We start from the raw sequence: 20,450 nt of genomic DNA, 5'->3' as shown, positions 1-20,450 counted from the left end.
GACCGAGACATTGCATTGGGTTATTGAGCCGGCGACGGAGAATTGACGGCACTCTGACGAACCGGCGGCTTTGCAAGTGCCGGTGCAGTTTGTGTGCCAGCCCGCCTCAACGCGGCATCCGGAGTTGCATTGGCGGTGCCGGTACCGGTCAGGCTGCGGCGCACATCCAAGTTGCGCGACACCACCAGCACCACCCGACGATTGCGTGCGCGGCCTTCTACCGTGGCGTTATTGGCCACCGGCTGGAACTCGCCGTACCCTACCGACGCCAAGCGCCCGGGGTTCACTCCCTGCATCGCGAGCATGCGCACGATGCTCGACGCCCGTGCTGCCGAAAGCTCCCAGTTGGTCGGGTACTGCGCGGTGGCGATCGGAAAATTGTCGGTAAAGCCTTCAACGTGGATCGGATTTTCGAACGGCTTCAGAATCGCCGCTACCTTATCAATGATGGTGAATGCCTGGTCGCTGGGCATCGCATCGGCGCTGGCGAACAGCAGGCTGGAATTAAGCTCGATCTCCACCCACAACTCATTGCCACGCACGGTCATCTGATTGGAACGGATCAAGTCGCCAAACGCAGCACTGATGTCGTCGGCGATGCTTTTCAGCGGATCGCTGGTGCCACCCACGCCAGCAGCGGTTTCATCGCTGTCGTTGACCAGCGGCTTGGCCGGGGTCACGGTCTTGGGCCGTTCTTCGCCGATCGGGATCGGCTTGAGGGCGCGGTCGGCGTCGTTGAACACGCCAATCAGCGCCTGGGAAATGACTTTGTACTTGCCTTCGTTAATCGACGAGATCGAGTACATCACCACGAAAAACGCGAACAGCAAGGTGATGAAGTCCGCGTAGGACACCAGCCACCGTTCATGGTTGACGTGTTCTTCAGGCTCGCGACGGCGACGGCTCATAATCGATATCTCCCATCAATCCATGAAGCCCTGGAGCTTCAATTCGATGGAGCGCGGGTTCTCGCCCTCGGCAATCGACAGAATGCCTTCGAGCAACATTTCGCGGTAACGCGACTGGCGCATGGCAATCGACTTGAGCTTGCTGGCCACCGGCAACAGCACCAGGTTGGCACTCGCCACGCCGTAGATGGTGGCGACAAATGCCACGGCAATGCCGCTGCCCAGTTGCGATGGATCGGCCAGGTTGCCCATCACGTGGATCAAGCCCATCACCGCACCGATGATGCCGATGGTCGGCGCGTAACCGCCCATGCTTTCATAGACTTTGGCGGCGTTGATGTCACGGCTTTCCTGGGTGTAGAAATCCACTTCCAGGATGCTGCGGATCGCTTCCGGCTCGGCGCCGTCCACCAGCAACTGCAAGCCTTTGCGCGCGTAACTGTCGGGCTCGGCATCGGCCACGCATTCCAGGCCCAGCAGGCCTTCCTTGCGTGCGGTGAGGCTCCAGTTGACCACGCGGTCGATGCCGCCTGGCAGGTCCACGCGAGGTGGGAAAATGATCCATATCAGAATTTGCATGGCGCGCTTGAACGAGCTCATGGGCGACTGCAGCAACGCCGCGCCCACAGTGCCGCCGATCACGATGAGCGCCGCCGGGCCGTTGGCCAAGGCGCCGAGGTGGCCGCCCTCAAGGTAGTTGCCGCCGATGATTGCGACAAACGCCATGATGATGCCGATCAGGCTCAAGACATCCATCAGAGGCAGGCCTCCACCAGATGCTTGCCAATATCGTCCAGGCTGTAAACGGCGTCGGCCAGGTCCGCTTTGACGATGGCCATGGGCATGCCATAGATCACACAACTGGCTTCGTCCTGCGCCCAGATGGCGCTGCCGCCCTGCTTGAGCAGGCGCGCGCCTTCACGGCCGTCGGCGCCCATGCCGGTGAGCACCACCGCCAGAACTTTGTCGCCGTAGGACTTGGCGGCCGAACCAAAGGTGATATCCACGCACGGCTTGTAGTTCAGGCGCTCATCGCCCGGCAGGATTTTGATCGCACCACGGCCATCCACCATCATCTGCTTGCCACCCGGGGCCAGCAGCGCCAGGCCAGGACGCAGGATGTCGCCATCCTCGGCTTCCTTGACGCTGATGCGGCACAACTTGTCCAGGCGCTCGGCAAATGCCTTGGTGAAGGCGGCAGGCATGTGCTGGATCAACAGGATCGGCGCCGGGAAGTTGGCCGGCAGTTGGGTCAATACGCGTTGAAGGGCAACCGGGCCGCCCGTGGACGTACCGATAGCAACCAGCTTGTAGGCTTTACGCTTGGGTGCAGGCGAATGCGCACTTGGCGCAGACGCACGTGTCGGCACCACGGCAGGCCGTGCAACGGAGGTCGAGGCTGGGGCTGGGCGACTGAATGAGGAACTAGCTGGTGCAGCTGGGGCCACCACCGGTGCAGGCGCTGGCGCGCTGAACAAGCTGCGACGGTTACTGCGCGAAATGCTGTGCACCTTCTCGCACAGCATCTGCTTGACCTTCTCGGGGTTGCGCGAGATGTCTTCGAAATTCTTCGGCAGGAAGTCCACCGCGCCAGCGTCCAACGCGTCGAGGGTCACTCGGGCGCCTTCGTGGGTGAGCGAGGAGAACATCAATACCGGGGTCGGGCAGCGTTGCATGATGTGCCGAACTGCCGTGATGCCATCCATCATCGGCATCTCGTAGTCCATGGTGATCACGTCCGGTTTCAACGCAATGGCTTGATCAATCGCCTCTTTACCGTTGGTGGCCGTGCCAACCACCTGGATCGTTGGATCGGCGGAAAGAATTTCCGAGACGCGGCGACGGAAGAAACCCGAATCGTCCACCACTAGGACCTTGACTGCCATAAACACTCCGTTAGGCGGGGCGGGCTAACCGCCCTGCCCCACCAGAATCAAATACGCCGAGCGGCGTAACGCTTGAGCATGCTCGGAACATCGAGAATCAGCGCGATCCGACCGTCACCGGTGATGGTCGCACCCGACATGCCCGGGGTTCCCTGCAGCATTTTGCCCAAAGGCTTGATGACCACCTCTTCCTGGCCAACCAACTGATCGACGACAAAGCCGATACGCTGGGTGCCCACGGAGAGAATCACCACATGGCCTTCGCGCTGCTCTTCATGGGCAGCCGAAGCGACCAGCCAGCGCTTGAGGTAGAACAGTGGCAACGCCTTATCGCGCACGATCACCACTTCCTGGCCGTCCACCACGTTGGTGCGCGACAGGTCGAGGTGGAAGATCTCGTTGACGTTGACCAACGGGAAGGCGAAGGCCTGGTTGCCCAGCATCACCATCAGGGTCGGCATGATCGCCAGGGTCAACGGCACCTTGATGACGATCTTCGAGCCCTGGCCCTTGGTCGAGTAGATGTTGATTGAGCCGTTGAGCTGGCTGATCTTGGTCTTCACCACGTCCATGCCCACACCGCGGCCAGACACATCGGAAATCTCGGTCTTGGTCGAGAAGCCCGGGGCAAAGATCAGGTTGTAGCATTCGCTATCGGTCAGGCGGTCGGCGGCGTCCTTGTCCATCACGCCACGCTTGACCGCGATATTGCGCAATATGGCCGGGTCCATGCCTTTGCCGTCATCGGTGATCGACAGCAGGATGTGGTCGCCCTCTTGCTCCGCCGCCAGGATCACCTTGCCGCCACGGGACTTGCCCGAGGCTTCGCGCTCTTCCGGGGTTTCCACGCCGTGGTCGACGGCGTTGCGCACCAAGTGGACCAGCGGGTCGGCCAGGGCCTCGACAAGGTTCTTGTCGAGGTCGGTTTCTTCACCCACCAGTTCCAGGTTGATCTCTTTCTTTAACTGGCGCGCCAAGTCGCGAACCAAACGTGGGAAGCGGCCAAAGACTTTCTTGATCGGTTGCATCCGCGTTTTCATCACCGCGGTTTGCAGGTCGGCAGTCACCACATCCAGGTTCGACACGGCCTTTTGCATGGCTTCATCGCCGCTGCTCAGGCCCAGGCGCACCAGGCGGTTACGCACCAGTACCAGTTCGCCGACCATGTTCATGATGTCGTCCAGGCGCGCGGTATCAACGCGCACGGTGGTTTCGGCTTCACTGGCAGGTTTTTCCGCAACCGGTGCGGCGGCGGCACGCGCTGGCGCCAGCGCTGCGGTCGGTGCTGAAGCAGGCTTGGCCGCCGGTGCTGGCGCAGCGGCTTTGGCAGCCACCGGTGCAGCCGTGGCGACTGCAGCGGCCGGGGCAACTTCGGTGAACTTGCCCTTGCCGTGCAATTCGTCAAGCAGCGACTCGAATTCGTGATCCGAAATCAGGCCATCAGCGCCGGGGGCGGCGCTGGCAGCCGGTGTTGCAGCCGGCGCAGCGACCGCCGGCAAGGCGTCGGCCGCAAAGGTGCCCTTGCCATGCAGTTGGTCCAGCAACGCTTCGAACTCATCGTCCGTGATGTCGGTGCTGGCGGTAGCGGCAGGCGCTTGCGGCGCAGCAGCAGGCGGCACGGCGTCGGCCGCGAACTGGCCTTTGCCATGCAACTGGTCGAGCAGGGATTCGAACTCAGCGTCAGTGATGTCTTCGCTGGTTGGCGCGGCAACAGGCGCAGGCGGTGCTTCTGCCTCGGCCTTCACGGCACTGAGGGAGTTGAGCAACTGCTCGAACTCGCTGTCCGTCACGTCCGGCTCGGCCTCAGCCACTGGCTCGGGCGCCGCTTCTGCTACCGGCGCAGCCGACAGGTCGGCGGGCTCCGCATAACGTGCCAGCGCAGCCAACAGTTCCGGCGTGGCCGCGGTGATCGGGGCACGTTCGCGGACTTCGCTGAACATCCCGTTGACCGCATCCAGTGCTTCGAGAATCACGTCCATCAACTCCGAATCAACGTGACGCTCCCCCTTGCGAAGGATGTCGAACACGTTCTCGGCGATGTGGCAGCACTCCACCAGCTCATGGAGCTGGAGGAAGCCGGCGCCCCCTTTTACAGTGTGAAAACCGCGAAAAATTGCATTGAGCAGGTTCGCATCATCTGGTCGGCTTTCCAGCTCGACCAGCTGTTCGGACAGTTGCTCTAAAATTTCGCCGGCCTCTACAAGGAAATCCTGAAGGATTTCTTCATCGGCGCCGAAGCTCATGTGGGTGCTCCTTAGAAGCCTAAACTGGATAACAGGTCATCAACATCATCCTGACCCGATACAACGTCTTCACGTTTATCGGCATGAATCTGCGGACCTTCACCCTTGGCGAGATGTTTTTGTGGATCTTTTTCCGAGAGGATCGCTTCGCGGTCATGTTCGATACCGGCAAAACGGTCTACCTGGCCTGCCATAAGCACTAATTTGAGCAAGTTGCTTTCTACTTCGGTGACCAACTGAGTCACACGCTTGATCACCTGGCCGGTGAGGTCCTGGTAATCCTGGGCGAGCAGAATGTCGTTGAGGTTGCTGGAAACCGTGCGGTTTTCCTGCTCGCTGCGTGACAAGAACCCTTCGACCCGACGCGCCAGCTCACGGAACTCTTCAGCCCCGACTTCGCGACGCATGAAGCGGCCCCAGTCAACGCTGAGGGCCTGGGCTTCGGTGGCCATGCCATTGACCAGGGGCGTGGCATTTTCCACCAGGTCCATGGTGCGGTTGGCCGCCGCCTCAGTCAGCCTGACCACGTAGGACAGGCGTTCGGTGGCATCGGTGATTTGCGAAATTTCTTCGGCCTGGGGCATATGCGGGTCAATCTGGAAATTGACGATCGCACTGTGCAGCTCGCGCGTGAGCTTGCCCACTTCCTGGTACAGGCCGCGGTCACGGGTCTGGTTGAGCTCATGGATCAACTGCACCGCGTCGCCGAAATGGCCTTTTTCAAGGCTGTCGACCAACTGGTGAGCATGCTTTTTCAGGGTTGACTCAAAGTCTCCCTGTGACGTTTCTTTATGCTCCATAGCTCCCCCGCGATGGCATTAGCCGTGGATGCGTTCGAAGATTTTTTCGATCTTCTCTTTCAAGGCCAATGCAGTGAATGGCTTGACCACGTAACCGTTAACCCCGGCTTGGGCGGCTTCGATGATCTGCTCACGCTTGGCTTCGGCGGTCACCATCAGCACAGGAAGGCTGCGCAGCTTTTCGTCAGCACGCACGTGGCGCAGCAAGTCGATACCGGTCATGCCCGGCATGTTCCAGTCTGTTACCAGAAAGTCGATGCTGCCGCTGTTGAGGATCGGAATGGCTGTGATGCCGTCATCCGCCTCGACCGTGTTAGTGAACCCAAGGTCACGCAACAGGTTTTTTATGATCCGCCGCATCGTTGAGAAGTCATCAACGATGAGGATTTTCATGTTCTTGTCCAATTCGACCTCCAAGCAGTCTTAAACGCGCCCAGCACCTGGACGCGCCATATCATTCAACAGGCATTACACAAAAAGGACTGCCGGGGCCACCACGGGTCGAACCCGCGAAGGTCAATCACCGTCGCGGTATCGTCTGCAGTGTCCCCACACTGCCTGTCAGCGCGCTCGCCACTCTCCCAAACGCCCCCGCAAGCGGGCTGCGCACTGGCTATGCAACTGGCTGACCCGCGATTCACTGACCCCCAGGACCTCACCGATTTCCTTGAGGTTCAGCTCTTCGTCGTAGTACAGCGCCAACACCAGCCGCTCCCGCTCCGGCAAATTGGCAATCGCTTCCGCCAGCGCCCCCTGGAAGCGTTCATCTTCCAGGTCGCGCGATGGCTCCATATGAGCGCTCGCGCCGTCCTCGTGCAGCCCTTCGTGTTCGCCGTCCTGCAACAGGTCGTCGAAACTGAACAAGCGGCTGCCCAAGGTATCGTTCAAAATCCCGTAGTAATCGTCGAGACTCAATTGGAGTTCGGCCGCAACTTCGTGATCTTTAGCGTCGCGACCGGTTTTTGCTTCAATTGCGCGAATTGCGTCACTGACCATGCGCGTATTGCGGTGTACCGAACGCGGCGCCCAGTCGCCTTTACGCACTTCATCGAGCATCGCGCCACGGATACGGATACCCGCATACGTCTCGAAACTCGCCCCCTTGCTCGCGTCGTATTTGGTCGACACTTCGAGCAAGCCGATCATGCCAGCCTGGATCAGGTCTTCGACCTGGACGCTGGCGGGCAGGCGTGCCAGCAAGTGATAGGCAATGCGCTTGACCAAGGGCGCGTAGCGCTCGATCAACTCGCCCTGGCTGTCACGGGCAGACTTCTTGTAAGCGTTGTAGCCGTTCGCTGTCATAGCACCGGTCCTGCGCTCGTCTGATGAACCAATCGCTCGACGAAAAACTCCAGATGCCCCCGAGGGTTGGCGGGCAACGGCCAAGTATCGACCTTTTGGGCAATAGCCTTGAACGCCAATGCGCATTTGGAACGAGGAAACGCTTCGTAGACTGCACGCTGCTTTTGCACAGCCTTGCGCACACACTCGTCGTAGGGAACTGCGCCAACGTATTGTAAGGCGACATCGAGGAAGCGGTCCGTGACCTTGGTCAACTTGGCGAACAGATTGCGCCCTTCCTGCGGGCTCTGGGCCATGTTGGCCAGGACGCGGAAGCGGTTCATGCCGTGGTCGCGGTTAAGCAGTTTGATCAGGGCGTAGGCGTCGGTAATCGAGGTGGGTTCATCGCAGACCACCAGCAAGACTTCCTGCGCAGCGCGCACGAAGCTGACCACTGACTCGCCGATCCCGGCGGCGGTGTCGATCACCAGCACGTCGAGGTTGTCGCCGATATCACTGAACGCCTGGATCAGGCCGGCATGCTGCGCCGGGCTCAGGTGCACCATGCTCTGGGTGCCAGAGGCCGCCGGCACGATGCGGATGCCACCGGGGCCCTGCAGCAGCACATCGCGCAGCTCACAGCGGCCCTCGATCACATCGGCAAGGGTGTGTTTGGGCGTCAACCCCAGCAGAACGTCAACGTTCGCCAGCCCCAGGTCAGCATCCAGCAGCATGACGCGACGGCCAAGCTCTGCCAGGGCCAGGGACAAATTCACTGACACGTTAGTTTTGCCGACGCCACCTTTGCCGCCGGTCACCGCGATCACCTGTACGGGATGCATGCTGCCCATTTTATTTCTTTACCTTGTCTTGCTTAGACGCAGGCTACATGGCTTGGCCGCGTGAATCGCTTGCAGACCATCGATGTAGATACATTTCATGGTGTTCATCCTGACCTCAACCCACCCGTTTTGCGGGGCTGTGGTAAAGGTCGGCGAACATATCGGCCATCGCTTCCTCGCTAGGCTCTTCTTGCATTTGCACGCTGACAGCACGGCTGACCAACTGATGACGGCGCGGCAGGTGCAGATCATCCGGAATCCGCGGCCCGTCGGTCAGGTAGGCGACCGGCAATTCATGACTGATGGCCAGGCTCAGCACTTCACCCAGGCTCGCGGTTTCATCGAGCTTGGTGAGGATGCAACCGGACAGGCCACAACGCTTGTAACTATGATACGCAGCGGTAAGAACCTGTTTCTGGCTGGTGGTTGCAAGCACCAGGTAATTCTTCGACTTGATGCCACGCCCGGCGAGGCTTTCAAGCTGCATGCGCAAGGCCGGGTCGCTGGCTTGCAGGCCGGCGGTATCGATCAGCACCACGCGCTTGCGCAGCAACGGGTCGAGAGCGTTGGCCAGGGACTGGCCCGGGTCAACGTGGGTCACCGGCACATTGAGGATTCGGCCCAGGGTCTTGAGCTGTTCCTGGGCGCCAATACGGTAGCTGTCCATGCTCACCAGCGCGATGTTCTGCGCGCCGTACTTGAGCACATAACGCGCCGCCAGCTTGGCGAGGGTGGTGGTTTTGCCCATGCCGGCAGGGCCGACCATGGCAATCACACCGCCCTCTTCCAGAGGTTCGATTTCCGGCGTGGTGATCATCCGCGCCAAGTGGGCCAGCAACATGCGCCAGGCCTGGCGGGGTTCTTCGATTTCGGTGGTCAGGGCCAGCAGGTCACGCGACAGCGGGCCGGACAGGCCGATGCGTTGCAGGCGGCGCCACAGGTTGGCCTGTTGCGGCTTGCTGCCTTGCAACTGCGTCCAGGCCAGCGAGCCTAGCTGCACTTCGAGCAGTTCGCGCAGGCCGTTGAGTTCAAAACGCATCGAGTCGAACACACGCTGGTCGACGCCAGCAGCCGGGGCTGGCGCGGCAGGGCGCTGCGGTTCTTTGAAGGTCGGCTCAACCAACGGTTCGGAAGCCGTCAGCGGCAAGCCGGCGAACAATTGGCGATTGGTGGTGGCATCGCTGTCGCCACGCATGCTCAGTTCAGCCTGGGCCGAGACAATGCGCGACGCCGTCTTGCGCAGCTCGTCTTCGAGCTCCATGTTCGGCACGCGCGGCGCCAGTGCCGAGGGGGTGTAGTCCAGGGCAGCCGTCAGCTCGACACCGCCGGCAATACGACGATTTCCGATAATCGCGGCGTCGGCGCCCAGCTCATCACGAACCAGTTTCATGGCCTGACGCATATCGGCGGCGAAAAAACGCTTAACTTGCATAACCCACTACCCTCAGCCGTTCGGCCCTACTGTCGCGACGATAGTCACTTGCTTATTGTCAGGAATTTCCTGATAAGCCAAAACGTGCAAATTCGGTACTGCCAGGCGTCCAAACCGCGACAACATCGCCCGGACGGGGCCTGCCACCAGCAGGATCACTGGTTGGCCTTGCATCTCCTGGCGCTGTGCTGCGTCGATCAACGAACGCTGCAGCTTCTCAGCCATGCTTGGCTCCAGCAGGACGCCCTCTTCCTGACCAAGCCCGGCCTTCTGAATACTATTGAGCAAAATCTGTTCCAACCTTGGTTCCAAGGTGATCACAGGCAGCTCGGAGTCAAGCCCTACAATGCTTTGCACGATTGCGCGGGACAATCCGACGCGCACCGCAGCCACCAGAGCGGCAGTATCTTGACTCTTGGCGGCATTATTGGCGATGGCCTCGGCGATGCTGCGAATGTCGCGCACCGGTACTTGTTCGGCCAGCAGCGCCTGCAGCACCTTGAGCAATTGCGACAGCGAGAGGATGCCCGGCACCAGCTCTTCGGCGAGTTTTGGCGAGGCTTTGCCGAGCAAACCCATCAATTGCTGGACTTCTTCGTGGCCGATCAGCTCGTGGGAGTGCTTGTAGAGGATCTGATTGAGGTGGGTGGCGACCACGGTGCTGGCGTCGACCACGGTGTAACCGAGGGACTGCGCCTGGCTGCGCTGGCTGATTTCGATCCACACCGCGTCCAGGCCAAAAGCCGGATCTTTGGCGGTGATGCCGTTGAGACTGCCGAATACCTGCCCTGGGTTGATCGCCAACTCGCGGTCCGGGTAAATCTCGGCTTCCGCCAGGATCACGCCCATCAAGGTCAGGCGGTAGGCGCTTGGGGCCAGGTCGAGGTTGTCGCGGATATGCACGGTGGGCATCAAGAAGCCCAGGTCCTGGGACAGCTTCTTGCGCACGCCCTTGATCCGCGCGAGCAATTGGCCGCCCTGGTTGCGGTCTACCAGCGGAATCAGGCGGTAGCCCACTTCCAGGCCGATCATGTCGATCGGCGTCACGTCATCCCAGCCCAACTCCTTGGTTTCCTGGGCGCGGGCCGGGGATGGCAGCAGCTCCTGCTGACGCGCAACATCCTGCAAGGCCTGCACCTTGACGGCGTTTTGCTTTTTCCAGAACAGGTACGCAGCGCCACCGGCAAGGGCGGCCATGCTCAGGAACGAGACATGAGGCATGCCCGGCACGATACCCATGATCGCCATGATGCCTGCCGCCACGGCCAACGCCTTGGGCGATGCAAACATCTGCCGGCTGATCTGCTTGCCCATGTCTTCGGAGCCCGAAGCACGGGTCACCATGATCGCTGCAGCTGTGGATAACAACAGTGATGGCAATTGCGCCACTAAACCGTCACCGATGGTCAGCAAGGCATAAACCTTGCCCGCCTCGCCAAAGGTCATGCCGTGCTGGAAGATGCCGACCGCGACGCCGCCGATGAGGTTGATGAACAGGATCAGCAAGCCAGCGATGGCGTCACCGCGCACAAATTTGCTGGCACCGTCCATGGAACCGTAGAACTCGGCCTCCTGGGCCACTTCCAGGCGGCGTGACTTGGCTTGGTTCTGGTCGATCAGGCCGGCGTTGAGGTCGGCGTCGATGGCCATCTGTTTGCCGGGCATCGCGTCGAGGGTAAAACGCGCGCTCACCTCGGAAATCCGCCCGGCACCCTTGGTCACCACTACGAAGTTGATGATCATCAGGATCGCAAACACCACGATACCGACCACGTAGTTACCGCCGATCACCACCTCACCGAAGGCCTGGATCACCTTACCGGCCGCCGCGTGGCCGTCTTGGCCGTTGAGCATCACCACGCGGGTGGACGCCACGTTCAGCGCCAGCCGCAGCAGCGTCGCGATCAGCAGAATGGTCGGGAATACCGCGAAATCCAGCGGCCGCAAGGCGTATACGCAAACCAGCAGCACGACGACCGACAGGGCAATGTTGAAGGTGAAGAACACGTCCAGCAGGAACGGCGGCATTGGCAACATCATCATTGCCAGCATCACCAGCAACAACAACGGCACACCCAGATTGCCCCGCGAGAGGTCAGTCAGGGTGGAACGTGCCGTGCCGAGCATTTGAGAGCGATCAACCACCGGTATTCCTCGTATCCCTTGAAGCAAAGTTTTGACGCCGGGAGGCGTCCTGAAGGCGTTATTGCAAGAAGCCTTCCAACTTTTGCTTTGCCGCTTAGATCGCTTCTGGCTTGAGCTGTGATGACCTCACAAGCAACCGAACTCCCAAGTGTGAATCGATTCAAATGAAGGGGCGCACGGGGCGTCGCACAGCTGATTGGGCTGGCGGAGCGAGTGCTCGATGGCGCCGAACAACCGACGCTATTGATCAGCTTCACCTTCGTCCCGAGTGATAACCCCAAACCCCTTCTGCGCGTTAAACCATTTCACCGTACCGGTTGCCATTGCCGTTCCCCTGACATCTCGCTCAAGGACATTAGGGATAACTCTGGCTTCGCACGCAAAGACGCCATCGGGCCGGTGAATCATGCAAAATTCCACTCGCTGGCCCACCGCAAGCCAGATGCAGCGAGAACCCAAGAGATCCACTTGCACGTCGTCCCCACCTTCCAGGGCAATCCAACCTTTCCCAGTCTTGCGGTCATAAGATTTGACCGTGCCTCTGAACATCTTCCCCTCTCTCCCTGCATCTCGTTTACAGCCTGCGCGCAGTGCTGGCTGTAGTAGAACTGCGGGAAGCACAAGATGGCTACTGTCAAATATGACAGGTAGACGGAAGATCATGAGGCGTGATAGGCGGAGATGATCAGGAGTCGCGGCGTAATTCAGGCGGGATTGGCAAGTCTTTCAGCGGGTCCGGGCGCTTGCCCTTGCCCGCACGGTATTGGCGGATCTGATAGACATAGGCCAACACCTGAGCCACGGCGAGGTACAACCCGGCGGGAATTTCCTGGTCGAGGTCGGTGGAGTAGAAGATCGACCGCGCCAACTCCGGCGACTCCAGCAACAGGATGTTGTTGGCCACCGCAATCTCACGAATCTTAAGGGCCGTAAAGTCACTGCCCTTGGCCAACAACATCGGCGCCCCCCCCTTCTCCGGGTCGTACTTGAGGGCCACGGCATAGTGCGTCGGGTTGGTGATGACCACGTCGGCGTCGGGCACCGCGGCCATCATCTTGCGCTGGGACATTTCCCGTTGCAGTTGGCGAATACGCTGTTTGACCTCGGGGCGGCCTTCCGAATCCTTGTGCTCGTCGCGCACTTCCTGCTTGGTCATCAGCAGTTTCTTATGGCTTTCCCACAGCTGGATCGGCGCATCCACGGCGGCAATGATGATCAGCCCGGCGGCCATCCACAGCGCGCTCCAGCCCACCACCTGCACGCTGTGAATGATCGCCGACTCCAGCGGTTCATGGGCGATGCGCAGCAGGTCGTCGATATCCGACGAGAGCACCATCAGCGCCACAAACAAGATCAGAATGAATTTGGCCAGGGCCTTGAGCAACTCCACCAGAGCCTTGGCGGAAAACATGCGCTTGAGCCCGGCACCGGGGTTCATGCGGCTGAATTTGGGGGCCATGCTGCCGGCGGCGAACAGCCAGCCGCCGAGGGCGACCGGGCCGATCAACGCGGCCAGCAGCAAGGTGATCAGGATCGGCTGCACCGCCAGGAGCGCGATTTTCCCCGAGTGCAGCAGGTACTGGCCCATGGCACCAGGATTGAGCAGCACCTCGCGGGGCAAGGCGAAGTTGTGCTTCATCAACTCCATCAAGTCCAGCGCCAGGCCACCGCCGTAGATCAGCAAGGCGCCGGCGCCGGCCATCATGGTCGCAACTGTGTTGAGCTCTTTGGAGCGCGCAATCTCGCCCTTTTCCCTCGAGTCCTTTTTACGTTTCTCCGTGGGGTCTTCTGTTTTGTCCTGACCACTCTCGCTCTCGGCCATGGCTCAGCGCGCCCGTGCCAGATCACGTAAGAACTGCAGGGCGTCGGTCGCCAGCGGTTGATACTGATTGAGAATGTCAGCCAGGCCGAGCCAGAAAATCCCCATGCCCAACACCAGGGTCAACGGGAAACCAATCGAAAAAATGTTCAGCTGTGGCGCCGCGCGGGTCATCACACCAAACGCGATGTTGACCACCAGCAGCGCAGTGATCGCCGGCAACACCAGCAATAGCGAGGCGCCCAACACCCAACCCAAGCGCCCCACGATTTCCCAGAAGTGATTGACCACCAGCCCCGAGCCGACCGGTAAGGTGGTGAAGCTCTCGGTCAACACCTCGAACGCCACCAAGTGCCCATTCATCGCCAGGAACAGCAGGGTCACCAGCATGGTCAGGAACTGCCCAATCACCGCCGCCGACACACCGTTGGTAGGGTCGACCATGGACGCGAAGCCCATGCCCATCTGGATCGAGATGATTTGCCCGGCGATGACAAAGGCCTGGAAAAACAGCGAGAGGGAGAACCCCAACATAGCGCCGATCAGGACCTCCTCGGCAATCAGCAGCAGTGCGCTGAGGTCGATGGCATTCACCGGCGGCATCGGTGGCAAACCCGGCACGATCACTACGGTAATCGCCACCGCAAAGTACAGGCGCACGCGCCGTGGCACCAGGGTCGTGCCGAACACCGGCATGGCCATCAACATCGCCGTTACGCGAAACAGCGGCAGGATGAAGGACGCCACCCAGGTGCTGATCTGAGTGTCGGTCAATGCCAGCAAAGACTGCATCGGGTCAGCCGATCAACTGCGGAATACTGCCGTACAACTGCAGGATATATTCCATGAAGGTCTGTACCAGCCACGGACCGGCAACGATCAGCGTGACCAGCATCACCAGCAGGCGCGGCAGGAAACTCAAGGTCTGTTCGTTGATCTGGGTCGCGGCCTGGAACATCGCCACCAGCAAGCCCACCAACAGGCTCGGGACGACCAGCACGGCGACCATCAAGGTGGTCAGCCACAGCGCTTCACGAAACAGGTCGACGGCAACTTCAGGTGTCATCGCGCTATACCCCGCCGAAACTGCCGGCCAGGGTGCCGATAATCAGCGCCCAGCCGTCCACCAACACAAACAGCATGATCTTGAACGGCAACGAGATGATCAGCGGCGACAGCATCATCATACCCATCGCCATCAGCACGCTCGCCACCACCAAGTCGATGATCAGGAACGGAATAAAGATCATGAAGCCGATCTGGAACGCGGTCTTCAACTCGGACGTGACAAACGCCGGCACCAGGATGGTCAGCGGCGCCTGGTCGGGGGTGGCGATGTCGGTGCGCTTGGACAGGCGCATGAACAGCTCAAGGTCGCTGGAGCGGGTCTGCGACAGCATGAAATCCTTGATCGGGACCTGGGCTTTGTCGATCGCATCCTGGGCCGTCATTTTCTCCGCCAGGTACGGTTGCAGCGCTTGTTGGTTCACCTTGTCGAACACCGGCGCCATGATGAACATCGTCAAGAACAACGCCATGCCGGTGAGGATCTGGTTCGACGGCGTCTGCTGCAGGCCCAGGGCCTGGCGCAAGATGGAGAACACGATGATGATCCGCGTGAAGCTGGTCATCAGCATGACAAACGCCGGGATAAAGCTCAGCGCGGTCATGATCAGCAGGATCTGCAGGCTGACCGAATACTCCTGCGCCCCGGCCGCATTGGTGCCCAGCGTAATGGCCGGGATCGACAGCGGGTCGGCGCCAAGCGCCAATGGCGCCGCCAGCAACAGCATGAGCGTCAATAAAACGCGCATTACTTCTTATCCTTCTGATCCTTGCCCAGCAACTCCATCAGGCGCTGAGCGAATTCTGGCGTGGCGGGCTTGGACGGGTCCACGTTTACCGGCGTCTTGAGCACGTGCAGCGGAGTGATGCGTCCGGGGGTAATGCCCAGCAGGATCTGTTCCTCACCCACTTGCACCAACACCAGCCGATCACGCGGGCCGAGGGCACGGGAGCCGATCATTTCGATCACCTGGCCGTTGCCCGGGCCCACGCGCTGTACGCGGCGCATCAGCCAGGCCAGCGCAAAAATCAAGCCGACCACCAGCAACAGGCCCAGCACCAGCTGAGTGAGCTGCCCGCCGACACTGCCCACGGGCGCAGCGGCGGCCTGGGCCACCGGTTCAGCGGCCCAGGCGTCCAGGGGCAATGCGACTAACAGTCCCACGATCAGCCGTTTCATATCAGCGCAACTTCTTGATGCGTTCGCTCGGGCTGATCACGTCCGTCAGGCGGATGCCGAACTTTTCGTTGACCACGACCACTTCGCCGTGAGCAATCAGGGTGCCGTTCACCAGCACGTCCAACGGCTCGCCGGCCAGGCGGTCGAGCTCGATGACCGAGCCCTGGTTGAGTTGCAGCAGGTTGCGGATGTTGATTTCGGTGCTGCCGACTTCCATGGAGATCGACACCGGAATGTCGAGAATCACATCCAGGTTCGGGCCGTCGAGGGTCACCGGGTCGTTGTTCTTCGGCATGCTGCCGAATTCTTCCATTTGCAGGCGATTGCCGGCCGGTGCAGTGGCAGCGTCAGCGGCCAGCAGCGCATCGATATCGTCTTGGCCAACATCGCCGGTTTCTTCCAGGGCAGCCGCCCATTCGTCAGCCAGGGCCTGGTCTTCGGCGGAAGTGTTTTCGTGTTCGGTAGCCATTACATGTCCTCGGCGGAGCAAACATTCATAAATTAATTAGGGCGAATCAGCGACGGTTGATCGGCTCGACCACTTGCAGTGCCAGGTTGCCCTTGTGGGAGCCGAGCTTGACCTTGAACGACGGCACGCCGCTGGCGCGCATGATCATTTCTTCCGGCAATTCGACAGGGATGATGTCCCCCGGCTGCATGTGCAAAATATCGCGCAGACGCAACTGGCGACGGGCCACGGTGGCGCTCAGCGGTACGTCGACATCCAGCAGGTCTTCGCGCAGGGCCTTGACCCAACGTTCGTCCTGGTCGTCCAGGTCGGACTGGAAGCCAGCGTCGAGCATTTCGCGCACCGGCTCGATCATCGAGTACGGCATGGTCACGTGCAGGTCGCCGCCGCCGCCATCGAGTTCGATGTGGAACGTCGACACCACAATCGCTTCACTGGGGCCGACGATGTTGGCCATGGCCGGGTTCACTTCCGAGTTGATGTACTCGAAATTGACTTCCATGACCGCCTGCCAGGCTTCCTTCAAGTCGATGAAGGCTTGCTCCAGCACCATGCGCACCACCCGCAGTTCGGTGGGGGTGAATTCACGGCCTTCGATCTTGGCGTGACGGCCGTCGCCACCGAAGAAGTTGTCCACCAGCTTGAACACCAGCTTGGCGTCAAGGATGAACAGCGCAGTGCCGCGTAGCGGCTTGATCTTGACCAGGTTGAGGCTGGTGGGCACGTACAGCGAATGCACGTACTCACCGAACTTCATCACCTGCACACCGCCCACCGCCACGTCCGCCGAACGGCGCAACATGTTGAACATGCTGATGCGGGTGTAACGGGCGAAACGTTCGTTGATCATCTCCAGGGTCGGCATGCGCCCACGGACGATGCGATCCTGGCTGGTGAGGTCATAACTTTTGACGCTGCCGGGCTCGGCAGCCATTTCGGTCTGTACCAGACCATCGTCGACACCATGCAGCAGCGCGTCGATTTCATCCTGGGACAGCAGGTCTTGCACGGCCATGTCGTGATCCTACTGCAATACGAAGTTAGTGAAGAGCGCCTGTTCGATCACGACTTTGCCGAGTTCCTTCTGGGCCACTTCCTGCACACTGGCAGTGACCTTCTGGCGCAGCATTTCCTGGCCTACCGGGGTGGCAAGTGTGTCGAAGCTCTGGCCGGAGAACAGCATCACCAAGTTGTTGCGGATCACTGGCATATGCACCTTGAGGGCATCCAGGTCCGACTGGTTACGCGCCAGCAAGGTGATGCTCACCTGCAGGTAGCGTTGACGACCGTTCTGATTGAAGTTGGCGACAAAGGCCGGAAGCATCGGCTCGAAGATTGCCGGTTGCTTGACGTTACTGGCAGTTTCAGCGGCGGCTGCCGGTTTGGCGGCGCTGCTGTGCATGATGTACCAGGTGCCACCCACCGAGGCGCCGATGGCCAGGAGCAGGCCCACGACTATCAACAGGATAAGCTTGAGCTTACCTTTGCCTGCGGGTGCTTTTACTGCGTCGTCGCTCTTCGCCATGCCAATAATCCGTCACTATTCGGGGATTCATAGATCTACGGAAAGGCAAGAGCAAGTGTTATGCCAGAGTTGTCTGGTAGACAGGGGCAGATGTCACGCTGGATATCCCATGTGGCAGCGGGCTTGCTCACGAATGCGGTGTGTCAGTTAATCCATCTGTCACTGATCCACCGCATTCGCGAGCAAGCCCGCTCCTACATTTAGGCCTGTGCAGGGTTCGAGTCAGGCGTAGTAATCGACAGCGCTGGAGCCGATCACCGTAGAGGTCACAGGCGCGACAGCTTCAGCCACGTCAACGTGAGCGCCGTTGTCGCCGCTGTCACCACGCCCGCTGCCGCCGCCCACTCCACGGGTCTGGGCCTGCGGCTGTTGTTGTTCCTGACCACGAGACTGGTCAGACACGTTCACATCCACCTGCCCCATCCCCTGCTGGGCAAACATCTCGCGCAAACGCCCCGACTGGCTTTCCAGCGCCTCACGCACCACCGGGTGGGCGCTCATGAAGTTGACCTGGGCCTGCTGGTCGGCGGTCATGTTGACCTTGATATCCAGGCGACCGAGTTCAGCCGGCTGTAACTGGATCTCCGCCGACTTGAGGTTGGCGCTGGACAGGTACATCACGCGGTTGACGATTTCGTCGGTCCAGCCGCTCTGGTGCATGGCCAATGGCGCATTAGTCACCGGCGGAAAGGCATTGGCGGTTTTCGGCGTGGCGGCTTGAGTCAACGCGGCCAAGCGGTTGGCGAAGTCATCGACACGGGTGTCGCTGCTGGCGTTCTTCAGGTCCTTGAGCCCGTCCTCGATCAGCCCACTGAACGCTTTGTCGCCGCCTTGGTCAGTGCTGTCCTTGGAGGCTTGCTGGTCGACCATAGTGGCCAGGCCAGCAGCAAAATTCTGCGCGGCGGTCGGCTGATCTTGAGTCGGGGGCGGGGCCGCTTTCGCCTGCGCCTGGCTGCTGGCAGAGACATGACCGCCCTGCTCCATCGCCAGGCGCACGGCCGGCATGGCATCCAGGGGATCAGCTTCCGGGTCGAAGGCCGGCTTGGCCTCCTCGGTTGCTGCGATCGGTGCCGCGACTACCGGCTGAGCCTTGTCATCCTTGGCGGCGGTCAGGGGCGCGGGGGTTTCTACCGGTATTACCGGCACAGCCACCGGGGTGACGGTGGCAATCAATGCCGGATCGACCACCGGATCAGCCGGAGGCTGCTGCACGAGGGTCGGGTCGGACGATGCGTCGTCGTCTTTGCTGGCAGAGTCGTCGGTCTTGGCCGGCGGGGTGGCAGGCAAGGGTTTGCCGCTATCGGCAACCGCTGGCGTGCTGGCGGCAGGTTTGTCGTTGCCCGCTGCAGGTTTGGCACTTGCATCCGAAGACTTGCCGGCAGTGGGTTTGGGCGAGTTATCGTCGGCCTTGACCGTGGGTTTGGCGCCTTGGCTGGCGAACACTTGAGCGAAGCCAGGGCCCGTGTCCCGTGGGGTCGCAACCGCTGCCGGTGGGTTGGCGACGGGTGCTTGAGGCTTGGCCGCAGGGGCAGCCTGAAGGAGCGAATTCGGGGCGACTGGCATAGGTAAAGGTCTCCACTGCATGGGGATCGGGGATGCAGTATCAGGAGGTAGAGCAAGAGTTGGGCCAGGTTTCTTGTTGGACTGGTTTTATTGTGTACATATCCGTTTCTGCGGTTACGGCTGCTATTGGTTCCGCCCTTACGGCGGCTCACTTTGGAAAAGAGCCCCAAAGTAAGCAAAGGGCTCTTGCCCCAACACTCGGCACCTCGCCTAGGCTCGGTGTGCCCGTAATCCGACATTGATTTGGGGGGCCGCCGCCACGCGCCATCCATGGCGCGGGGCGGCTAAACCGGCATCCCTGCCGGTTTACCCCCCAAATCCATGTCGAATTCCGGCCAGCGTGTTTAACGGGGCGCCTCAGATCAAGATCACAAGCCAGATCAAGAGCAGATCAAGAGCAGATCAAGAGCAGATCAAGAGCAGATCAAGAGCAGATCAAGAGCAGATCAAGAGCAGATCAAGAGCAGGTTGATATCTGCCTGATGAATGGAGATTTAAATTGTGGGAGCTGGCTTGCCTGCGATGCAGGCAACTCGGTACATCAGATAAACCAGGGTGATGCCATCGCAGGCAAGCCAGCTCCAACAGGTGACCGAGGCCGGCCTCAAAACCCCGGTCGGCCCTAAGGCCGCCGCGCTTTGCTTTTGATCTGGGGCGCCCCGTTAAACACGCTGGCCGAACGCAGGCTTTGGAGCGTGGGTAACCCGGCAGGACGCCGGGTTAGCCGCGCTGGGCCAAGGATGGCCCATCGCGGCGGCCCACGCTCCAAAGCCTTCGTTCGGGCACACCGAGCCTAGGCGAGGTGCCGAGTGTTGGGGCGAAGCGTTTTTGGTTACTTTTTGCGCTCTTCAAAAAGTGACCCGCTGTAAGAGCGGAACCATAAGGGGCCGTTACCTAAATAACGGATATGCACACAACCGCAACTCAAACCCCAAACCGCTGCCGCTCCGACTCGTACAGCGGCTTAACCAAAGCAAACTCATAATCAATCTGATCCACGAGCGCCCCCAGATCCGTGGTGGATTGAACCGACTCAATTTCCAACCGCTGACACAACTGCGCCAACCGCACCGCCCCAAGGTTCCCACTGCTCCCCTTGAAGCTATGCGCAATCCGCCCCAACGCCTTCGCATCATCCCGCGCCTTGCGCAGCGCCTCGACACGCTTCTGGGAATCGTCGAGAAAGGTATCAAGCAACTTGGGATACTCGCCTTCCATGACTTCCTGCAAACCCGACAACACATCTGGGTCCAGATGTAGATCAATCACTTGCTCGCTCCTTGATCAAGAAT

General features: G+C 60.4%; 21 protein-coding genes. All 21 read right to left on the bottom strand.

Translation table 11 applies throughout. The features are described 5' to 3' along the window. Positions 1-20: 20 nt before the first annotated feature. The 21 genes from motD to AACY36_RS09670 all read right to left on the bottom strand — a co-directional run bounded on the left by motD (position 21) and on the right by AACY36_RS09670 (position 20,427). Positions 21-908, bottom strand: a complete 888-nt coding sequence (gene motD, locus AACY36_RS09770; protein ID WP_339416591.1) for a flagellar motor protein MotD — start codon at positions 906-908, stop codon at positions 21-23. A 15-nt stretch (positions 909-923) separates the two neighbouring features. Continuing rightward, positions 924-1,664, bottom strand: coding sequence for a flagellar motor protein (locus AACY36_RS09765; protein WP_339497011.1), 741 nt, complete (start codon positions 1,662-1,664; stop codon positions 924-926). Beyond that, positions 1,664-2,794, bottom strand: coding sequence for a protein-glutamate methylesterase/protein-glutamine glutaminase (locus tag AACY36_RS09760; RefSeq protein ID WP_339416593.1), 1,131 nt, complete (start codon positions 2,792-2,794; stop codon positions 1,664-1,666). Before AACY36_RS09760 ends, AACY36_RS09765 begins: the two co-directional genes overlap by 1 nt. A gap of 47 nt (positions 2,795-2,841) precedes the next feature. Further along, a complete protein-coding gene (locus AACY36_RS09755) occupies positions 2,842-5,037 on the bottom strand; it encodes a chemotaxis protein CheA (protein WP_339416594.1) in 2,196 nt (731 codons plus the stop codon). Between the two features lie 11 nt (positions 5,038-5,048). Beyond that, positions 5,049-5,837, bottom strand: coding sequence for a protein phosphatase CheZ (locus tag AACY36_RS09750; protein ID WP_090399987.1), 789 nt, complete (start codon positions 5,835-5,837; stop codon positions 5,049-5,051). Positions 5,838-5,855: 18 nt separating this feature from the next. Continuing rightward, positions 5,856-6,230 carry a chemotaxis response regulator CheY gene (locus AACY36_RS09745; RefSeq protein ID WP_015885173.1) on the bottom strand — a complete coding sequence of 125 codons (375 nt, stop codon included), beginning with the start codon at positions 6,228-6,230 and terminating at the stop codon, positions 5,856-5,858. Between the two features lie 168 nt (positions 6,231-6,398). Next, entirely contained in the window at positions 6,399-7,139 is a 741-nt protein-coding gene (fliA, locus tag AACY36_RS09740) for an RNA polymerase sigma factor FliA (RefSeq protein WP_049712165.1), read from the bottom strand. Further along, positions 7,136-7,969: a flagellar synthesis regulator FleN gene (fleN, locus tag AACY36_RS09735; RefSeq protein ID WP_339416596.1), complete on the bottom strand. Its 834-nt coding sequence runs from the start codon at positions 7,967-7,969 to the stop codon at positions 7,136-7,138. Before fleN ends, fliA begins: the two co-directional genes overlap by 4 nt. Positions 7,970-8,075: 106 nt before the next feature. After that, a complete protein-coding gene (gene flhF / locus AACY36_RS09730; RefSeq protein WP_339416598.1) occupies positions 8,076-9,392 on the bottom strand; it encodes a flagellar biosynthesis protein FlhF in 1,317 nt (438 codons plus the stop codon). A 12-nt stretch (positions 9,393-9,404) separates the two neighbouring features. After that, positions 9,405-11,519, bottom strand: a complete 2,115-nt coding sequence (flhA, locus tag AACY36_RS09725; RefSeq protein ID WP_339416761.1) for a flagellar biosynthesis protein FlhA — start codon at positions 11,517-11,519, stop codon at positions 9,405-9,407. Between the two features lie 258 nt (positions 11,520-11,777). Further along, entirely contained in the window at positions 11,778-11,861 is an 84-nt protein-coding gene (locus tag AACY36_RS09720) for a cold-shock protein (protein WP_339427463.1), read from the bottom strand. A 361-nt stretch (positions 11,862-12,222) separates the two neighbouring features. After that, entirely contained in the window at positions 12,223-13,359 is a 1,137-nt protein-coding gene (gene flhB, locus AACY36_RS09715; RefSeq protein ID WP_339416600.1) for a flagellar biosynthesis protein FlhB, read from the bottom strand. Between the two features lie 3 nt (positions 13,360-13,362). Then, on the bottom strand, positions 13,363-14,148 hold the full coding sequence (gene fliR, locus AACY36_RS09710; protein ID WP_339416602.1) for a flagellar biosynthetic protein FliR: 786 nt from the start codon (positions 14,146-14,148) through the stop codon (positions 13,363-13,365). Positions 14,149-14,152: 4 nt separating this feature from the next. Continuing rightward, a complete protein-coding gene (fliQ, locus tag AACY36_RS09705) occupies positions 14,153-14,422 on the bottom strand; it encodes a flagellar biosynthesis protein FliQ (RefSeq protein WP_003192936.1) in 270 nt (89 codons plus the stop codon). A gap of 4 nt (positions 14,423-14,426) precedes the next feature. Then, entirely contained in the window at positions 14,427-15,170 is a 744-nt protein-coding gene (fliP, locus tag AACY36_RS09700; RefSeq protein ID WP_339416603.1) for a flagellar type III secretion system pore protein FliP, read from the bottom strand. Further along, complete coding sequence (gene fliO, locus AACY36_RS09695) at positions 15,170-15,601, bottom strand: flagellar biosynthetic protein FliO (protein WP_314568761.1); 432 nt, start codon at positions 15,599-15,601, stop codon at positions 15,170-15,172. Before fliO ends, fliP begins: the two co-directional genes overlap by 1 nt. A gap of 1 nt (position 15,602) precedes the next feature. Continuing rightward, positions 15,603-16,070 (bottom strand): flagellar motor switch protein FliN, encoded by a 468-nt coding sequence (gene fliN, locus AACY36_RS09690; RefSeq protein WP_339416606.1) that lies wholly within the window; start codon positions 16,068-16,070, stop codon positions 15,603-15,605. A 46-nt stretch (positions 16,071-16,116) separates the two neighbouring features. Then, the gene (fliM, locus tag AACY36_RS09685) at positions 16,117-17,085 is read right to left on the bottom strand and encodes a flagellar motor switch protein FliM (protein ID WP_339416607.1); all 969 of its coding nucleotides are present in this window, start codon (positions 17,083-17,085) and stop codon (positions 16,117-16,119) included. Positions 17,086-17,094: 9 nt separating this feature from the next. After that, positions 17,095-17,595: a flagellar basal body-associated protein FliL gene (fliL, locus tag AACY36_RS09680; RefSeq protein WP_339416608.1), complete on the bottom strand. Its 501-nt coding sequence runs from the start codon at positions 17,593-17,595 to the stop codon at positions 17,095-17,097. A 222-nt stretch (positions 17,596-17,817) separates the two neighbouring features. Next, positions 17,818-19,158 (bottom strand): flagellar hook-length control protein FliK, encoded by a 1,341-nt coding sequence (locus AACY36_RS09675; protein WP_339427405.1) that lies wholly within the window; start codon positions 19,156-19,158, stop codon positions 17,818-17,820. A gap of 924 nt (positions 19,159-20,082) precedes the next feature. Further along, complete coding sequence (locus AACY36_RS09670; protein WP_339416611.1) at positions 20,083-20,427, bottom strand: Hpt domain-containing protein; 345 nt, start codon at positions 20,425-20,427, stop codon at positions 20,083-20,085. Between the last annotated feature and the right edge of the window lie 23 nt (positions 20,428-20,450).

The organism is Pseudomonas sp. EA_15y_Pfl1_P101, assembly GCF_963970835.1.
Taxonomy (GTDB): domain Bacteria; phylum Pseudomonadota; class Gammaproteobacteria; order Pseudomonadales; family Pseudomonadaceae; genus Aquipseudomonas; species Aquipseudomonas tritici.
The sequence above is the reverse complement of the archived record's forward strand: the minus strand, read 5'-3'. Positions and strand labels throughout refer to the sequence as shown.